Here is a 15450-nt window from a genome sequence, read left to right on the forward strand (position 1 = left end):
TCGGATCCCCCACCGGGGCCTCCTTCATTTACACAGGGTCGCAGCTGATGATCTGCTCGGGTGTACCGACGGCGATGAGCGCGCGTCGGGTGTCCGCGATCATGCGCGCCGATCCGGCGATCTGGATCTGCCGGTCCGCCCACGCGCCGAAGCTCGCGACCACGGCGCCCAGGTTACCGATCAGGCGCCGGTGCATGCCGTACGGTGCGTCCTGCGCTGGATGCGGGTACCACCACGGGTTGGTCTTCTCCTCGCACACTGGCACGACGGTCAGCCACGGGTTGCTCTGCGACAGCTGCCACATGTTCTCCACGTCGTACAGATCGCAGGGGTAGCGGCCGCCGATGAAGAAGTGCACCCGCGGGTTGATACCGCGCTGGCCCATCTCGATCAGCTGTGCGCGCAGCGGGGCGATGCCGGTGCCCGCGCCGATCATCAGCACGTCACGGCCGCTGTCCCGGTCGACGTGCAGCCCACCCAGCGGTCCGGCGATCTGCCACCGGTCGCCGACCCTGGTCTCGTTGACGATCGCGGGGCTCACCCACCCGCCGCGGATCTTGCGCACGTGGAACTCGATCTCGCCATACGGATTGGACGGGATCGCCGGGGAGAGGTAGCGCCACATCTTCGGGCGCTGCGGCACGCTGACCGGTACGTACTGCCCGGCCTGGTAGGGCACCGGCCCCTCGGACTGCAGGCGCACGATGGCCAGGTCCTCCAGCACGCGGCGATGACCGACCACGGTCGCCTCCCAGTACGGCTGGGACTTGTCGGAGTTGGCGCCGATCGCCATGGACGCCGAGATCAGGATGGTGATGTCGCGCCAGCCTTCCTCCAGACCGCGATGCCAGGCGGCGCCGTTGTAGACCCGGAACGCGGCCAGCAGGGCACGCCCGGCGATGTCGTAGTGCGCTGCCTCGACGCCGAATTTGCGGTGGTCGCGGGCGAGTTGTTCCAGGAACTTCTGTGCCCGGTCCCAGTCCTCCAAGTGGTCGAGCACGTACTGGATGGCCGTGGCCAGCCGCTTGGCTTGCATATCCATGGCAGGCGGGAACAACTCGCGCAGCCGGGGGTTCTCGGCGAACAAGTGTCCGTAGAACGCACTGACCAACCGCTCGGGTCCATTCGGCGATTCGATCACCGAACGAAAATTGGCGCGGACCAGCGCAGCAGAACGCGCATCCACGACGTCGAGCTTCCTTTCCCTCGGTTCTGCCCGGGGACATACCCGTTACCGGCGGTCTCCCGCCGACAAGTATCCCCGAAAATGCCGTGGTCGTGTGGTGTATAAGGCGTACCTCCGCCTTCGCTCCGGCCGTGCGCGGCTGAAGACGGACTTCGTCCGGCTGCGCCATTGAAGCGTTCGACCCGGCCAAACGGTAATCGGTGGGCAAACGGCGGATGTTGCTGACCCGTTCTGCGGGGCGCCGCGGACGAGCCGCACCGAAACCCTCGCCGCGTCGTCGCGATGAGACGGCCGGTCAGGCCCCGGCGGCAGCATGGACCGCGGGCACGACCTGCTCGGTATAACGACGGATCTGCTCGACCGGTTCCCCGTCGGTGGGCCAGAACACGAATCCGTCGATCCGCTGCTCGCGGTGCAGTGCCAGCAGGTCGTCGACCCAGCGCTCGGGCGGGCCTTCCAGGAAGCCGTGGTCGGCTCCGTCCGCGGTGATGGTGCCGGACACGTTGTAGACCCGCCGCACCGCCCGCGGGTCCCGGTCGGCCGCCGCGGCGGCGTCGTCGATGCGCCTGCCCGCCTCGGCGAGGAACTCCGGCGGCGCCCATGCGGCCGAGGGCACCCAGCCGTCGGCGAGGCGTCCGGTCAGCTCGAGCATGCGCGGTCCCTTCGCGCCGACCCAGATGCCGGGACGGTGGCGCGGACGTGGGCCCGGATGCGTGCCCGCGAGCGAGTAGAAGACGCCGGGCACGCGGACCGATCGTTCGTCGCTCCACATCGCCCGGATCACCGCGATCGCTTCGGCCAGGGCTCGCACCGCCTCGCCGCCGCTGCGGCGCGGCCCGCCCATCCCGGCGACGGCATCCCAGAAGGCGCCTGCGCCCAGGCCGAGATGGATCCGGCCGTCGCTGATGATGTCGAGGGAGGCCACCGACTTCGCCAGAATCGCGGGGTCGCGCAACGGAAGGTTGGCCACGTCGGGGAAGAAGCTCACCCGCGTTGTGCGCGCCGCGAGGGCGGTGATCAGTGTCCAGGTGTCCAGGAAACGGCGCTGGTAGGGGTGGTCCTGGATGCCGATCAGGTCAAGCCCGGACACGTCGGCATACGTGCTCAGCTCGGTGAGCTGCCGGTAGTTGTCGGCTTCGGGGATCAGGAACAGGCCGAACTCGGGCGGTCGGGTGCTCACGCACACCTCCGGGCGGTCTCGCGGGACATCGATCCAGCGCTGGGCCGGGGCAGTGCTCAAATGGCGAGCACGGTCTTACCACGCGCGCCGGGCGCGCCGATGACCGCGGGACCCTCCGCGAGCGGAACGGTCGCGTCGATCGGCACCACCACGTCGCCTGCCGCGACCCGCTGGATGAGGCGGGCCAGTTCGGGTGCTCTGCCTTTGGATTCGATGTTGCCGCCGTTGATGGACCGTGCGCGCAAGGCGTTCTCGTCGGCGGCGAAGGTAGTGGAGTAGACCGTGCCGCCGTCGCGGACGATGGTGGTCAGCTCCGCGAGCGCCTCGGGAGCGCTCACCAGGTCGAACAGGACATCGATGCCCTCGGGATGGGCGGCGAGGACTTGGTCGCGCACCGGGCCCGCGGTGTAGTCGACCGTCTCGGCCGCGCCGAGCCGGGTCATCTGGTCGGCGGAGTCGCCACGCGCCGTCGCGATGACATGCGCGCCCGCGATATTGGCCAGTTGCACCAGGAACGAGCCGACGCCACCGGTCGCGCCCACGATCAGCACGGTCTGGCCGGGTTGGATGTGGGTGGCGTCCACGAGATCCTGCGCGGTGACACCCGCGGTCGGCAACGCCGCCGCCTGGACGGTCGGGACGCCGACCGGGATCGGCACCAGCGTGCCGCCTTCGGGCAGCACCGCGTACTCGGCGAAGCTGCCGTGGCCGACCGGCGGTGTGAGGAACTTGCCCACCACTCGGTCGCCGACCGCGAACCGGCTGACGCCCGGGCCGAGCGTGGCCACCGTGCCCGCGCCGTCCACCCCGAGGATCATCGGAAAATCGTGCGGCAGTTTGCCGTCCAGCACTCCGGAGGCCATTCGCTGGTCGAAGGGGTTCACCCCGGCCGCCTGGAGTTGCACCCGCACGGTTCCCGGCCCCGGCTCGGGTATCGGCATCTCGGCTAGCTCCGGTGTCGCTCCGAACTTCCGTACCACGATCGCGCGCATCCGTTGGCTCCTCGACTAGGGCTGAATAGTGATGCATCGACTGACGGCCGTGGTCATCGTAGGCACCTGAAGCCCGCCGACGTGCGCAATCACCGCATTCGGCGGTGTCGGATTCATCGCTTTCGGGTAGGCGGGAGCCCGAGCGCCGGCGAGATGCGGGCATGAGCGCCGAGCTTGGCTACTCGTGTAACCACGCAGGGCCCGGGCATGCCGAGTAGTACTGGACATACGCGTCGGAACGGCTCGACGAAATACCAGACTTGAGCGGAACAGACTCAACCTTTTCGACGTTGGACGGTTAGGAACGGTGCCGAGCCGGATGGAGGTCGTGGATCGCTGGGCGCCGTGCGTATCGACTAGTAGGAAGGTGACTCGTGGACTCGTTCAATCCCACCACCAAGACCCAGGCGGCCCTGACCGCCGCACTGCAGGCGGCCTCCGCCGCGGGCAACCCGGAGATCCGTCCGGCGCACTTGCTGGTGGCGTTGCTGGATCAGACCGACGGCATCGCCGCGCCCTTGCTGAAGGCGGTCGGAACGGATCCGGCGACCGTGCGACGCGAGGCACAGGACATCGTCGACCGGCTCCCCCGTGCCACCGGCGCCACCACCACGCCACAACTGGGCCGGGAGGCGCTGGCCGCGATCACCGCAGCCCAGCGCCTGGCCACCGAACTCGGTGACGAGTACGTCTCCACCGAGCACGTCATGGTCGGTCTCGCCGAGGGCGACTCCGACGTGACGATGCTGCTCGAGAAGTACGGCGCCACCGCGGAGGCGCTGCGTTCGGCGTTCACCGCGGTGCGCGGCAGCGCCCGGGTGACCAGCCCCGATCCGGAAGGCAGCTACCAGGCGCTGGAGAAGTACTCCACCGACCTCACCGAGGCCGCCCGCGCCGGCAAGCTCGACCCGGTGATCGGCCGGGATACCGAGATCCGCCGTGTGGTCCAGGTTCTGAGCCGCCGCACCAAGAACAACCCGGTGCTGATCGGCGAGCCCGGCGTCGGCAAGACCGCGATCGTCGAGGGCTTGGCCCAGCGCATCGTGGCGGGCGATGTTCCGGAGTCGTTGCGCGGCAAGTCCGTCGTGGCGCTCGACCTCGGCGCGATGGTCGCCGGCGCGAAGTACCGCGGTGAGTTCGAGGAACGGCTCAAGGCCGTGCTGGAGGACATCAAGAACAGCGCGGGCCAGATCATCACCTTCATCGACGAGCTGCACACCATCGTGGGCGCAGGCGCCACCGGGGAATCGGCGATGGACGCGGGCAACATGATCAAGCCGATGCTGGCGCGCGGTGAGCTTCGCCTGGTCGGCGCGACGACGCTGGATGAGTACCGCCAGCACGTCGAGAAGGACGCCGCTCTGGAGCGGCGCTTCCAGCAGGTGCTGGTCGGGGAGCCGTCGGTGGAGGACACCATCGGCATCCTGCGCGGCATCAAGGACCGCTACGAGGTGCACCACGGCGTGCGCATCACCGACTCCGCGCTGGTCGCGGCTGCCACACTGTCGGACCGCTACATCACCTCCCGGTTCCTGCCGGACAAGGCGATCGATCTGGTCGACGAGTCCGCCTCGCGGTTGCGCATGGAGATCGACTCCCGCCCGGTGGAGATCGACGAGGTGGAGCGTGCGGTGCGGCGCTTGGAGATCGAAGAGGTGGCGTTGAGCAAGGAGACCGACGAGGCCTCCAAGCAGCGGCTGGACAAGCTGCGCGCCGAACTCGCCGATGGGCGCGAGCGGCTCAACCAGCTGACCACCCGCTGGCAGAACGAGAAGAACGCGATCGACCAGGTGCGCGCGCTGAAGGAGCAGTTGGAAGCGCTGCGCGGTGAGTCGGAGCGCGCCGAACGCGATGGAGACCTCGGCAAGGCGGCCGAGCTGCGCTACGGCCGGATCCCCGCGCTGGAGAAGCAGCTCGCCGAGGCCGAAAAGACCTCCGCGGCAGCGGGAGACGGCGATGTCATGCTCAAGGAGGAGGTCGGACCCGACGATATCGCCGAGGTGGTGTCCTCGTGGACCGGCATCCCGGTGGGCCGGATGCTGGAAGGCGAGACGCAGAAACTGCTGCGCATGGAGCAGGAGCTGGGTCGTCGCGTGGTCGGGCAAGCTCAGGCGGTGCTGGCGGTGTCCGACGCGGTGCGCCGGGCGCGCGCCGGTGTCGCCGACCCGAACCGCCCGACCGGCTCGTTCATGTTCCTTGGCCCTACCGGTGTCGGCAAGACCGAGCTGGCGAAGGCGTTGGCGGACTTCCTGTTCGACGACGAGCGCGCCATGGTCCGCATCGACATGAGCGAGTACAGCGAGAAGCACTCGGTCGCCCGGCTGGTCGGCGCGCCGCCCGGTTACATCGGCTACGACCAGGGCGGCCAGCTCACCGAGGCGGTGCGCCGCAGGCCCTACACGGTGGTGCTGTTCGACGAGATCGAGAAGGCACACCCGGACGTGTTCGACATCCTGCTGCAAGTGCTCGACGAGGGCAGGCTCACCGACGGCCAGGGTCGCACCGTGGACTTCCGCAACACGATCCTCATCCTCACCTCCAACCTGGGTGCGGGTGGCGATCGCGAGTTCGTGATGAACGCGGTCCGTTCGGCGTTCAAGCCGGAGTTCCTCAACCGCCTCGACGACGTGGTCATCTTCCGCGCCCTCGACGAGGAACAGCTGGAGCACATCGTCGACATCCAGCTCGACCAGCTGCAGAGGCGGTTGTCGCAGCGCAGGCTGAAGCTGGATGTCAGCGATTCGGCCCGATTCTGGCTCGCGGTCCGCGGCTACGACCCGGCCTACGGCGCCCGCCCGCTGCGCAGGCTGATCCAGCAGGCCATCGGCGACACGCTCGCCAAGGAACTGCTCGCGGGAGAGGTTGCCGACGGCGACGTGGTCAAGGTGACGGTCAGCCCCGATGGGGACGGTCTTATCGTCGGGCGATAGGCAGGCGGTGGACGCGCGGAGCGTCAGCTCCGCGCGTCCCGTTGCTGCGCGGGTGTGGCCATGCGGCTCCCTGCGACCGCGATGACGAACATGGCGCACGTCAGCAGCACGCCGGTGCCGGTCGTGCCGAACCAGCTCAGGAGCTAGCCCGCCAGCAGCGTGCCGATCGCGGCGGCACCGTCGATCACCATGGAGAGCGTGCCGACCGTCCGGCCGAGGGTTTCCTCTGGGATGACTTCCACGCGGAAGATCGTCAGCAGGACGTGGTCATGACGCCGACTCCGCCGACCCCGAACCACGCCACCGCGAGCACCACGGGGTCCGAACTCAGCGAGATCAGCAGCAGCAGCGTCGTCCACGCCCACAGCGCGCTGCGGTAGACCCGCTCATCCGCGCGCCACCGCGGGGATATCGGCTCTGACCCTGGGTTCGACGTGGCGGATCAGGTTTTTGTCGGCGCAATAGACCGAACGGTTCTGGAAGCCCGGGCCGTGACGATAGCGGTGGGCGTAATAGCCTGTGCCGCAAAGTTTCTGCCCCGGGCAGGACCGGCAGACGTCGCTCAGTGCCTCGACGCGAATGCTCGGACGTCCCGCGCTCCCGCCGCTGGATCGCTGGAGTGCAACCCGATCGGGCCTTCCAGCACAGCGAGCAGTTCTCGCGTCCCGGACCGAGGCGGAGTGTTGTTCCTCGACACGACCATGCGGCATGACGCCGAACGATGGCGTACCGGTCGGCGCGTGGCCAAGGTCACGAGTGGGGTTGCATCGAGGTTGCATCGCACGGCACGCAGAGCCGTAGACGCCGCAAAGCGAACACCACCTACGCTGGAACGCATGACCAACCCGAACGATCCGTGGGGACAGCGGCCGGAGGATGCGCCGACCGAGCACCTCGGTCCGGCGGGGAAGTCCGGGTACGGGGACCCGGCGCATACCGCGGAGTACACCGAGGCGTACGGCGTCGGCGCGCCCTCGGAATATCCTCCCACCGAGCAGTACGGGGCGTGGGCGCCGCCAGGACCGAACGCCACGCGAGAGTTTCCGTCCTACGACGCTCAGTGGGCCGCCTACCAGGGCGGGGGTGACAACCGGTGGGCGGGCACGGTGCCGCCCGGCGGGGGCGCTGCGCCGGAACAGCCGCGGCCACCGCGGCGTAATACCGGCCTGTGGATCGCGCTCGGTCTCGGCGTCGTGCTGTTGATCGGCGCGGTCGGCGTGGTGGCGGGCATGTTGCTGGGTGGCAGCGATTCCGGTTCGAGTGACACGGCGGCGGTTTCGTCGGCGCCCGTCCCGACCAGGTCGGTTCCCGGCACCAGAACCGGTGCTCCGACTCCGCCGAGCGGGTTGCCGAGCGTGCCCGGCCTCGGCGACGTCGATGGCCTCGGCACGACCATGGGGACCATCACCGGCAACGATGGAGCCACCCTGACGGTGAACACCGTGCTCGGCAACACCGTCACCGTGCGCACCGACGCCGGCACCCAGGTGATCTCGCTGTCGGGCACCAAGGTGTCCGATCTGCCCACCGGCGAGCTGGTGCTGATCCAGGGCGACAAGGCGGCGGACGGATCGATTCAGGCCAAGGTCATCATCGGCACCTCGCTGCCCGGCGGCGGACGATGATCCCTCGGCCCGGCGCGGGGCCAATGACGGACTATGTCCGGCTGGGACTATTAGGCTAGGCGGCGATGACGGCAATCTGGTTCGGACTGGCGGCGATCGCGCTTGTGGGCGCGATCGTATTGCTGTATTTCGATCGGCTCCAGCGGCAGCGGACCGGTCACGCGCGACAGGTCTGGGCGAAGTCCCAGGGCTATACCTACGTGTCCGTCGAGCCCGCGCTGCCGTCCACATGGCGGCGTGGCGCGATGGCCAAACTGGGCTATCTGTCCGCGGTCGACGTGGTCTCCGGCATCCGTAAGGGCGAGAAGTTCGTTCTGTTCGACCTGGAGGATGCCGCGACCCTGGTCGCCGTCCGCAGGCAGATCGGCTCGGACATCGACGTGGACATGCGGCTGAAGACCGCCGCACCGCCCAAGGACCATGATCTGGAACTGCTCGGCGCCATCGGAGGCCGGGTGGTCTTCGCGACCAACCCCGAAATCGCCAGGCACGCGGTCGATCAGCGCATGGTCGCATTCATCGAGAACCTGCCGGACACCGTGCAGATGCTCTGGAGCGAGGGCAACTGGACGCTGGGCATGCTGTCGGTCGGCACCTCCTCGAAGGACTGGGAGGGTGGGATCGACGCGGTACTGCGCCTGTCCGGCCTGCTGCACGTGTTGCCGCCGGTCAGCGAGCCGCGCTTCGACGACGGCGGGCACGACCCGGGCCGTCCGCGCCCACGCGAACGTCAGCGGGATGCCGAGGACGACGAGGCGGGCGGTCCGGCCAGGCCGCAGCCGCCGCGGGTGCGCGGCGAGCCGGAGAGCGACGACGAGGTCTACGCGAACGAACGAGCGCCGCTGACCGCGGCGGACGAGTCCAGGCCAGAACCTCCGCGGCGCCCTTCGCTCGCCGTGGTGCCGGACGCGCGCGCCCGCGTCCGCGAAGACGGCTGGGCCCGCGAGGACGACCCGGCCCGGGAGGAGCGCGACGCGCGGCCCGCCGCGGAGAACCGGTCCGCTGTGGGCGATCGGCCCGCCGACCCGCCCGGCGGCCCGTTCCACCCAGGATTCCGGCCCTATCAGGGACCCGTGCCGAAGTGACCGGCCGCGCGCCCAGCGCAGTCGGCTCCGCACGGCTGCGACCGCTCGCGCTGTCACGACGTATTCGGCGTCCAAGGCCTACGTCGTATCCTTCACGGAAGGGTTGGCAGGCGGATTGGCCGGAACCGGAGTGCGGGTCCAGGCCCTGTGTCCGGGATTCGTGCACACCGAATTCCATGCGCGTGCCGGTATCGAGATGTCGTCGCTGCCGAAAGCGCTGTGGCTGAGCGTCGACCAGGTAGTCGCCGGCTCGCTGCGTGATCTGGAGAAGGATCGGGTGCTCAGCGTGCCCGGTATGCAGTACAAAGCGCTCACTACCGTCGCCGGAATGATCCCGCGAACCCTGGCGGCCCGACTGAATCGCGGGCTGTTCAACGCACGCGGAAGGACTTAGACATGATCGACCAGGTGATTACCAACGACAGGGACAGATTGGCCGCGCTGGTGCGCGAGCTCGCGGTGGTGCACGGCCGGGTCACGCTGTCCTCGGGCAAGGAGGCCGACTACTACGTCGACCTGCGCCGCGCCACCCTGCACCACGGCGCGGGCCCGCTGATCGGCAAGCTGCTGCGCGAGCTGGTCGCGGACTGGGATTTCGACGCGGTCGGCGGCCTGACCATGGGCGCCGACCCGGTCGCGCTGGCCGTGATGCACGCGCCGGGCCGTCCGATCGACGCCTTCGTGGTGCGGAAGGCCGCGAAGTCGCACGGCATGCAGCGCCAGATCGAGGGCCCGGACGTCGCGGGCAAGCGGGTTCTGGTCGTCGAGGACACCACCACCACAGGCAATTCACCCCTGACCGCGGTGCGCGCGTTACGCGCGGCAGGCGCTACCGTTGTCGGCGTCGCCACCGTCGTCGACCGGGAAACCGGCGCCGACCAGGTGATCGCCGCGGAGGGACTGGAGTACCGGTCGATCCTCGGCTTGAAGGACCTCGCCCTGGGATAACCTGGTCGATGGTCTGAGTTTCGAGAAGGTGAAGGGTCGCGTGAGTCACCAGTGGTGAGCATTGCAGTCAATAGAAGTCGCGAGAACGTTGCGATGCTCGGAATCGGTGCTTATCGACCCAAACGCCTGGTCAGCAACACTGAAGTGTGCGAGGTCCTCGATTCCACGGATGAGTGGATCTACGAGCGCACTGGTGTCCGCAACCGCCGCTGGATCAGCGGTGACGAGACGCTGCGGTCGATTGCTGCCGCCGCGGGCGAGCGCGCGATCGTCAACAGCGGCATCGACCGGTCCCAGATCGGCGCCCTGATCCTGGCCACCTCCAGCTGGCTGACGCTCACCCCGCACGGCGCGCCGCAGGTGGCCTACGACATCGGGATGAACGGCATCCCCGCCTTCGACCTGACCTCCGGCTGCGGCGGCTTCGGCTACGGGCTCGGCGTGGCCGCGGACATGATCCGCTCCGGCTCGGCCGAGTATGTCCTGCTCATCGGCGCGGAGACGATGACCGTCGGGCTCGATCCCACCGACCGCGGCACCGCGATGATCTTCGGTGACGGCGCGGGCGCGGTGGTGGTGGGCCCGAGCGAGGAGAACGGCATCTCGCCGACCGTGTGGGGCAGCGACGGTGAGAACGCCGCCGCGATCATGCAGGACATCGACTTCCTGGAGTACATGCACCGCGCGCAGTCCATGCAGGGCCTCGATCCGGAGCTCGAGCCGGTCGGCCGGATGTCGCTGCGGATGGAGGGACCGCGGGTGTTCCGCTGGGCCGCGGTCACCCTGCCGCGGGCGCTGTCCACCGCGCTGGAAGTGTCCGGCGTCGCGAAGGAGGACATCGAGGTCTTTGTCCCGCATCAGGCGAATGCCCGCATCAACGAGCTGATGAAGAAGAACCTCGGCCTGGCCGACGATGTCCCGATGGCGGGCGACATCGAGAACACCGGCAATACCTCGGCCGCCTCCATCCCGCTTGCGATCGAAGAGATGCTGGTAACCGGCAAGGCCAAGGGCGGCCAGACCGCGCTGCTGCTCGGTTTCGGCGCGGGCCTGAGCTATGCGGGCCAGGTGGTCACCCTGCCGCCCGCGCCGGCCGAGCCGAGTTTCTAGCCGATGCGCCCGTTCCGAGCCGGGTTCCTCGTCGCGGCGGCGGTCACCGTCTATGGTGCCGTCACCGGGCGGGAGAAGGCGCAGTGGATCGCGAAGCCGCTGCTGATGCCGCTGCTCGCGGCCGACGTGGCGACCCAGGGCACCGAATTGCCGCCCACCGACCGCAAAGTGCTGATCGGGTCGCTCGGCGCGGCGACGGTCGGCGACATCTTGCTCATCGACCCGGACGACGACCGCAGGCTGATCGCGGGTGCGTCGGCATTCGCGGTGATGCAGGCCGGATACTCGGCGCTGTGGTGGCGGAAGGGCGGCAGGCCCACCGCGGGGGCGGTCGTGCCTCGCGTAGCCGCCTGGCTGGGTGCGATCGGGTTACTGCGGGCGAATGCGCCGTCGGTGGCCGCGCCGCTGGCGGCTTACGGCGTCACCTTGGGCACCGCGGCCGTGCTGGCTTCCGATCCCGCGCTGGCGCCCGCCGCGAAAAACATTGCGGGCGTGAATGTTCCCGGTGCCGATCCGCGCAGCCGCCTCGGTCTCGGCGCGCTGCTGTTCACCGTCTCCGACGGGCTCATCGTGCTGCGTCGGTTGTTCGCGCGCGGCGAGCGGGCTCGCCGGGTGACCGAAGGTGTCATCCTGGCGACCTACGCCGCCGCACAGTACCTGCTCGCCGATCCTGAGGCGCAGGTGAAGGCCGTGGTCAAAGCACCAGAATGATGCGGTCCCGGTTCACGGGATCGACGCGGATCGAGAGGACCTCACCGACCGCGAGGCGGGGTTTGTCGGCCGGGGTGACGTCGAAAACGATGGTCCCCCGGTAGCTCTCCGATCCGGGCACGGTCAATTCGAGATCCAGTTCGGTGAGTTCGGTGGAGTGGTCGGTGCGCTCCAGCGGATGTACACCCTCGACGGTCGCCCACCCTTCCAGGCCGTGCCGCCACAGCTTCCGGTCCGCCTTCGACGGTCGCGCCGCCAGGATCATCCCGATCCCAGCGCATGAGCCGAACAATCCGACCAACGCGACGATCTGATAAGGCACGGTCCCCGGCGGCGTCCGATGCACCACCCACCCCAGCCACAACGCCAGCAGCACCAGATACCCGGCCGTTACCCCGAGCACCGTTCGCAGTATCCGCTCGTGATCCATGCCAGCCTCCGCCCCGAGTGCCAGACTTCCAGGATAGGTCTGTCGCACCCGGTGCGGAGGACTATTGGCCGACGCGACTGCTGGTGAGCGCGGCTATATCGAGGGTGACCGGTGTTCCGGCGAGGTCGAGCGTCACCTGGCCGGATTGCTCTGCGACCAACTCGTAGTCGCGGTCGATCAGGTGATAGGCGGCGAGGCTTGTCGGCTCGTCGAGATCGATCAACCAGTAGTAGCTGATGCCCGCCTCTGCGTACTCGAAGAACTTGGTGACCCGGTCGGTGCGTCGTGAACCGGGCGACAGGATTTCGACGGCGAGCAACACGTCGGCGGCATCCCAGCGCGGTGGGTTGGTGTTGATGCCCGCTTCGGGCACCACGATGATGTCCGGAACCCGAATAGTCGGCAGTCTGCCTGCGTCGATCAGCACTTCCGTGTCGGCGAGTACACCGAGCGTGGGCGGTAGTTGTGGTTCGAGCTGCGCGGCGAGCCGCCAGAACGCGCGCTGATGTTGCGACACCGGCTTCGGTGACACGACCAGAACCCCCTCGACAAGCTCGTAACTACGGCTGTTGTCCTCTGGCAGCGCGATCCAGTCCTCCAGGGTCAGCAGATGATCAGGCCAGTGCATTTCGACGGTCATCGCTTCCTCCCTCCCCGCACGGTTACCGCGTTGTGGCCAGTCTTGCACAGGAAACCGACGAATCAGAGCGTCGTCACCCTTTGAGTCGCAATACCGCCAGCACCCGGCGGTGGTGCGTATCCGACGGCGGCAGATCGAGCTTGGTGAAGATGTTGCCGATGTGCTTCTCCACCGCGCGTTCGGTGACACTGAGGGCGGTGGCGATGGCGTTGTTGGACAGACCCTGAGCCATCAGCTCGAGCACCTCGCGTTCCCGCGGGGTCAGGCGGGCCAGCGAATCCTGCTGACGTGAGGCGCCCATCAATTGGCTCACCACCTCCGGGTCGAGTGCTGTGCCGCCCGTGGCGACACGGTGCAGCGCGTCCACGAATTCCCTGACATCGGCGACCCGGTCTTTGAGCAGATAGCCGACGCCACTCGCGCCGCCCGCGAGAAGCTCTGTGGCGTAGCGGGTTTCGACCCATTGGGAGAACACCAGCACGCCGGTCATCGGGTACTTGCGCCGCAGTTCGATGGCGGCGAGCAGCCCTTCATCGGTGTAACTGGGTGGCATTCGCACGTCCACCACGACAACGTCGGGGTTGTGCGTGCCGACCACGTCGGCCAGCGTGCTCGCGTCGCCGACCATGGCGACCACCTCGTGACCGCGTTCGGCGAGCAACCCGGCGAGGCCGTCGCGCAGAATGGCGCTGTCCTCGGCGATCACGACACGCAGTCCGTCGTTCATCCCTGCACCTCGCCGGTGCTCGGCTTCATCGTGTGCGACGGGCGCTGGGTTGTCGACTCGCTCATTCATCGCGACCCCGCCAGCGGCAACAGGATGGTCAACACGGTCGGCCCGCCCGCCGGGCTCTGTACGGTCAGCGTTCCGTCCACGGTCCGGGCCCGTGCCGCGAGGCCGGACAGCCCGCTGCCCGCGCCGATCGCGACGTCCGTGGGCGGCACCACGCCACCGATTCCGTTGTCACGCACCGTCACCGCAATGGTCCGCGCGTCGCTCGGCAGCACCGACACCCACGCACCGGTGGCGTGCGCGTGCCGCACCACGTTGGTCAGCAGTTCGGCGACCGAGAAATACGCGATCGCCTCGATGGCCGGGTTCGGGCGCTTGGGCAGGTGCACCCGAAGCTCCACCGGCACCGAACAGCGGGCGGTCAGCGTCTCCAAGGCCGGCTCGAGGCCCAGTTCCAATGCGGGCGGGTGAATTCCGCGTACCAGCTCGCGCAGCTCGGTAAGCGCCTCCTTGGCACTGGCGTGCGCGTCGGCGATCAGGTCGCTGGGATCGCCGCCCGCGGCGAGCCGGTCCTCGGCCCGGCCCAGTGCCATCGCGATGGTGACCAGTCTGGCCTGCGTCCCGTCGTGCAGGTCGCGCTCCAGCCTGCGCAGCGTGGCCGCGGAATCCTCCACCGCGGTCCGCCTGCTCTCCTGCAACTCGATCACCCTGCGGTCGCGCGCCGTCGCGCTGAGCAGGGCGATGGTCAGCAGCCCGTGCACCAAGCAGACGCCGCGCAACAACCACGGCAGCACCAGGCAACCCAGAATGCCCAGCAGCGCGAACCCGAGCACCTTCGGCCAGCTGTCGATGGAGAAATCACCGAACTGGACCATGGATTGATGCTCGACACCGTGCTCGTCGACATTGGTCGGGTGGACCAGCGCCCACGGGATCGGGGAGATCGCGGTGAACATGGTCATCGCCATCGTGACGAGTACCAGATACCCCACCGCCACGCCGAGCACCGCTTGCGCGAGCAGGAACAGCGCCGACCGCCAGCTCACCCGATCGGTGAACGCGCCCTTGAGAAATCCGAACACGCCGGGCGCGGGCGCGAACTGTGGTGGCGGCGTGACGGTGACCCCGAGCAGATCCTTGGCCAGCGCGCGGTAGACCCGTCCCCATACCCGTCCACCGAGCAGCACCAGCGCGAGCACCGGCAGGCCGATGATGGTGATCGCGAGGTACAGCCCGCCGCCGAAGCCGAAGAACAGATAGGCGACGGCGGCGCAGCCGAGCACGAAAACCGTGAGGACGTAGACGAGTTCCTTCCAGAACCGGGCGCGCAACGGCGCGAGCAGCACGGTGCGCAGCATGTGCTCAGCCGGTTCGGGCTCGCCGGATGGCGGGTCGAGCACGAGGGTCGATTCGTGTGTCTCGGTCATGGGCTCCATGGTTGTCGCGGGGGCGCGAACGTTCGATAGAGCGTGCCCGCCGAATGGTGGTGTAGCCAGCAACACCGCTACCATCCTGCGGATGAGCTACCCGCCGCAGCAGCCGCCGTACGGCTACCCAGCCTATGGTGCCTACGGACCGCCGCCGGACCATCCGCAAGCCACGACGATCCTGATACTGGGCATCCTGAGTCTCGTGCTATGCCAGATCATGGGCCCCTTCGCCTGGGTGATGGGCAAGCGCGCGCTCAACGAGATCGACGCGTCCGGCGGTGCCATCGGCGGTCGAGGGAACGTCAACGCGGGCTACATCTGCGGCATCATCGCGACGGTGCTGCTGTGCCTCAGTCTCTTGATCGTCCTGCTTTTCGTGGTGCTCGGCTTGATCGGCGCGTTCGCGGGAAGCTCGTCCAGCTACTGAGCCGAGCCCCCGGCCACCCGTCG

Annotated in this window: 14 protein-coding genes and 1 pseudogene; 8 read left to right on the top strand and 7 right to left on the bottom strand. The window is 68.5% G+C overall.

Features of this window, described 5'->3' with window-relative positions:
• Positions 1–28: 28 nt before the first annotated feature.
• The 3 genes from AB0M45_RS00950 to AB0M45_RS00960 form a co-directional block, all read right to left on the bottom strand.
• Positions 29–1186 carry an FAD-binding oxidoreductase gene (locus tag AB0M45_RS00950; protein ID WP_364321151.1) on the bottom strand — a complete coding sequence of 386 codons (1158 nt, stop codon included), beginning with the start codon at positions 1184–1186 and terminating at the stop codon, positions 29–31.
• 295 nt (positions 1187–1481) lie between these two features.
• On the bottom strand, positions 1482–2366 hold the full coding sequence (locus AB0M45_RS00955; protein WP_364321154.1) for an LLM class flavin-dependent oxidoreductase: 885 nt from the start codon (positions 2364–2366) through the stop codon (positions 1482–1484).
• A 56-nt stretch (positions 2367–2422) separates the two neighbouring features.
• A complete protein-coding gene (locus AB0M45_RS00960) occupies positions 2423–3358 on the bottom strand; it encodes an NADP-dependent oxidoreductase (protein ID WP_364321157.1) in 936 nt (311 codons plus the stop codon).
• 374 nt (positions 3359–3732) lie between these two features.
• Here AB0M45_RS00960 and clpB point away from each other — a divergent pair, with 374 nt between their 5' ends.
• From clpB to AB0M45_RS00995, 7 genes and pseudogenes are all read left to right on the top strand, one after another.
• Entirely contained in the window at positions 3733–6288 is a 2556-nt protein-coding gene (gene clpB, locus AB0M45_RS00965; RefSeq protein WP_364321160.1) for an ATP-dependent chaperone ClpB, read from the top strand.
• An 836-nt stretch (positions 6289–7124) separates the two neighbouring features.
• Entirely contained in the window at positions 7125–7913 is a 789-nt protein-coding gene (locus AB0M45_RS00970; protein WP_364321163.1) for a DUF5666 domain-containing protein, read from the top strand.
• A gap of 65 nt (positions 7914–7978) precedes the next feature.
• Positions 7979–8998, top strand: coding sequence for a hypothetical protein (locus AB0M45_RS00975; RefSeq protein ID WP_364321166.1), 1020 nt, complete (start codon positions 7979–7981; stop codon positions 8996–8998).
• Between the two features lie 55 nt (positions 8999–9053).
• Positions 9054–9392: pseudogene (locus AB0M45_RS00980) on the top strand (SDR family NAD(P)-dependent oxidoreductase); the annotation flags it as partial.
• A 2-nt stretch (positions 9393–9394) separates the two neighbouring features.
• Positions 9395–9946: an orotate phosphoribosyltransferase gene (pyrE, locus tag AB0M45_RS00985; protein WP_364321168.1), complete on the top strand. Its 552-nt coding sequence runs from the start codon at positions 9395–9397 to the stop codon at positions 9944–9946.
• Positions 9947–9997: 51 nt separating this feature from the next.
• On the top strand, positions 9998–11056 hold the full coding sequence (locus tag AB0M45_RS00990; RefSeq protein ID WP_364321171.1) for a beta-ketoacyl-ACP synthase 3: 1059 nt from the start codon (positions 9998–10000) through the stop codon (positions 11054–11056).
• Between the two features lie 3 nt (positions 11057–11059).
• On the top strand, positions 11060–11767 hold the full coding sequence (locus AB0M45_RS00995; protein ID WP_364321174.1) for a lysoplasmalogenase: 708 nt from the start codon (positions 11060–11062) through the stop codon (positions 11765–11767).
• On the opposite strand, the gene AB0M45_RS01000 is transcribed toward AB0M45_RS00995, so the two are convergent.
• The 4 genes from AB0M45_RS01000 to AB0M45_RS01015 all read right to left on the bottom strand — a co-directional run bounded on the left by AB0M45_RS01000 (position 11751) and on the right by AB0M45_RS01015 (position 14997).
• On the bottom strand, positions 11751–12197 hold the full coding sequence (locus AB0M45_RS01000; protein WP_364321177.1) for a hypothetical protein: 447 nt from the start codon (positions 12195–12197) through the stop codon (positions 11751–11753). The genes AB0M45_RS00995 and AB0M45_RS01000 overlap by 17 nt on opposite strands.
• Positions 12198–12258: 61 nt before the next feature.
• Positions 12259–12837 (bottom strand): Uma2 family endonuclease, encoded by a 579-nt coding sequence (locus AB0M45_RS01005; protein WP_364321180.1) that lies wholly within the window; start codon positions 12835–12837, stop codon positions 12259–12261.
• A 73-nt stretch (positions 12838–12910) separates the two neighbouring features.
• Complete coding sequence (locus AB0M45_RS01010) at positions 12911–13564, bottom strand: response regulator transcription factor (RefSeq protein WP_364321183.1); 654 nt, start codon at positions 13562–13564, stop codon at positions 12911–12913.
• 65 nt (positions 13565–13629) lie between these two features.
• Positions 13630–14997, bottom strand: a complete 1368-nt coding sequence (locus AB0M45_RS01015) for a sensor domain-containing protein (RefSeq protein ID WP_364321186.1) — start codon at positions 14995–14997, stop codon at positions 13630–13632.
• Positions 14998–15088: 91 nt separating this feature from the next.
• Here AB0M45_RS01015 and AB0M45_RS01020 point away from each other — a divergent pair, with 91 nt between their 5' ends.
• Positions 15089–15427 carry a DUF4190 domain-containing protein gene (locus tag AB0M45_RS01020; RefSeq protein WP_364321189.1) on the top strand — a complete coding sequence of 113 codons (339 nt, stop codon included), beginning with the start codon at positions 15089–15091 and terminating at the stop codon, positions 15425–15427.
• Positions 15428–15450 lie beyond the last annotated feature (23 nt).

Source organism: Nocardia sp. NPDC051787 (assembly GCF_040681325.1).
Taxonomy (GTDB): domain Bacteria; phylum Actinomycetota; class Actinomycetes; order Mycobacteriales; family Mycobacteriaceae; genus Nocardia.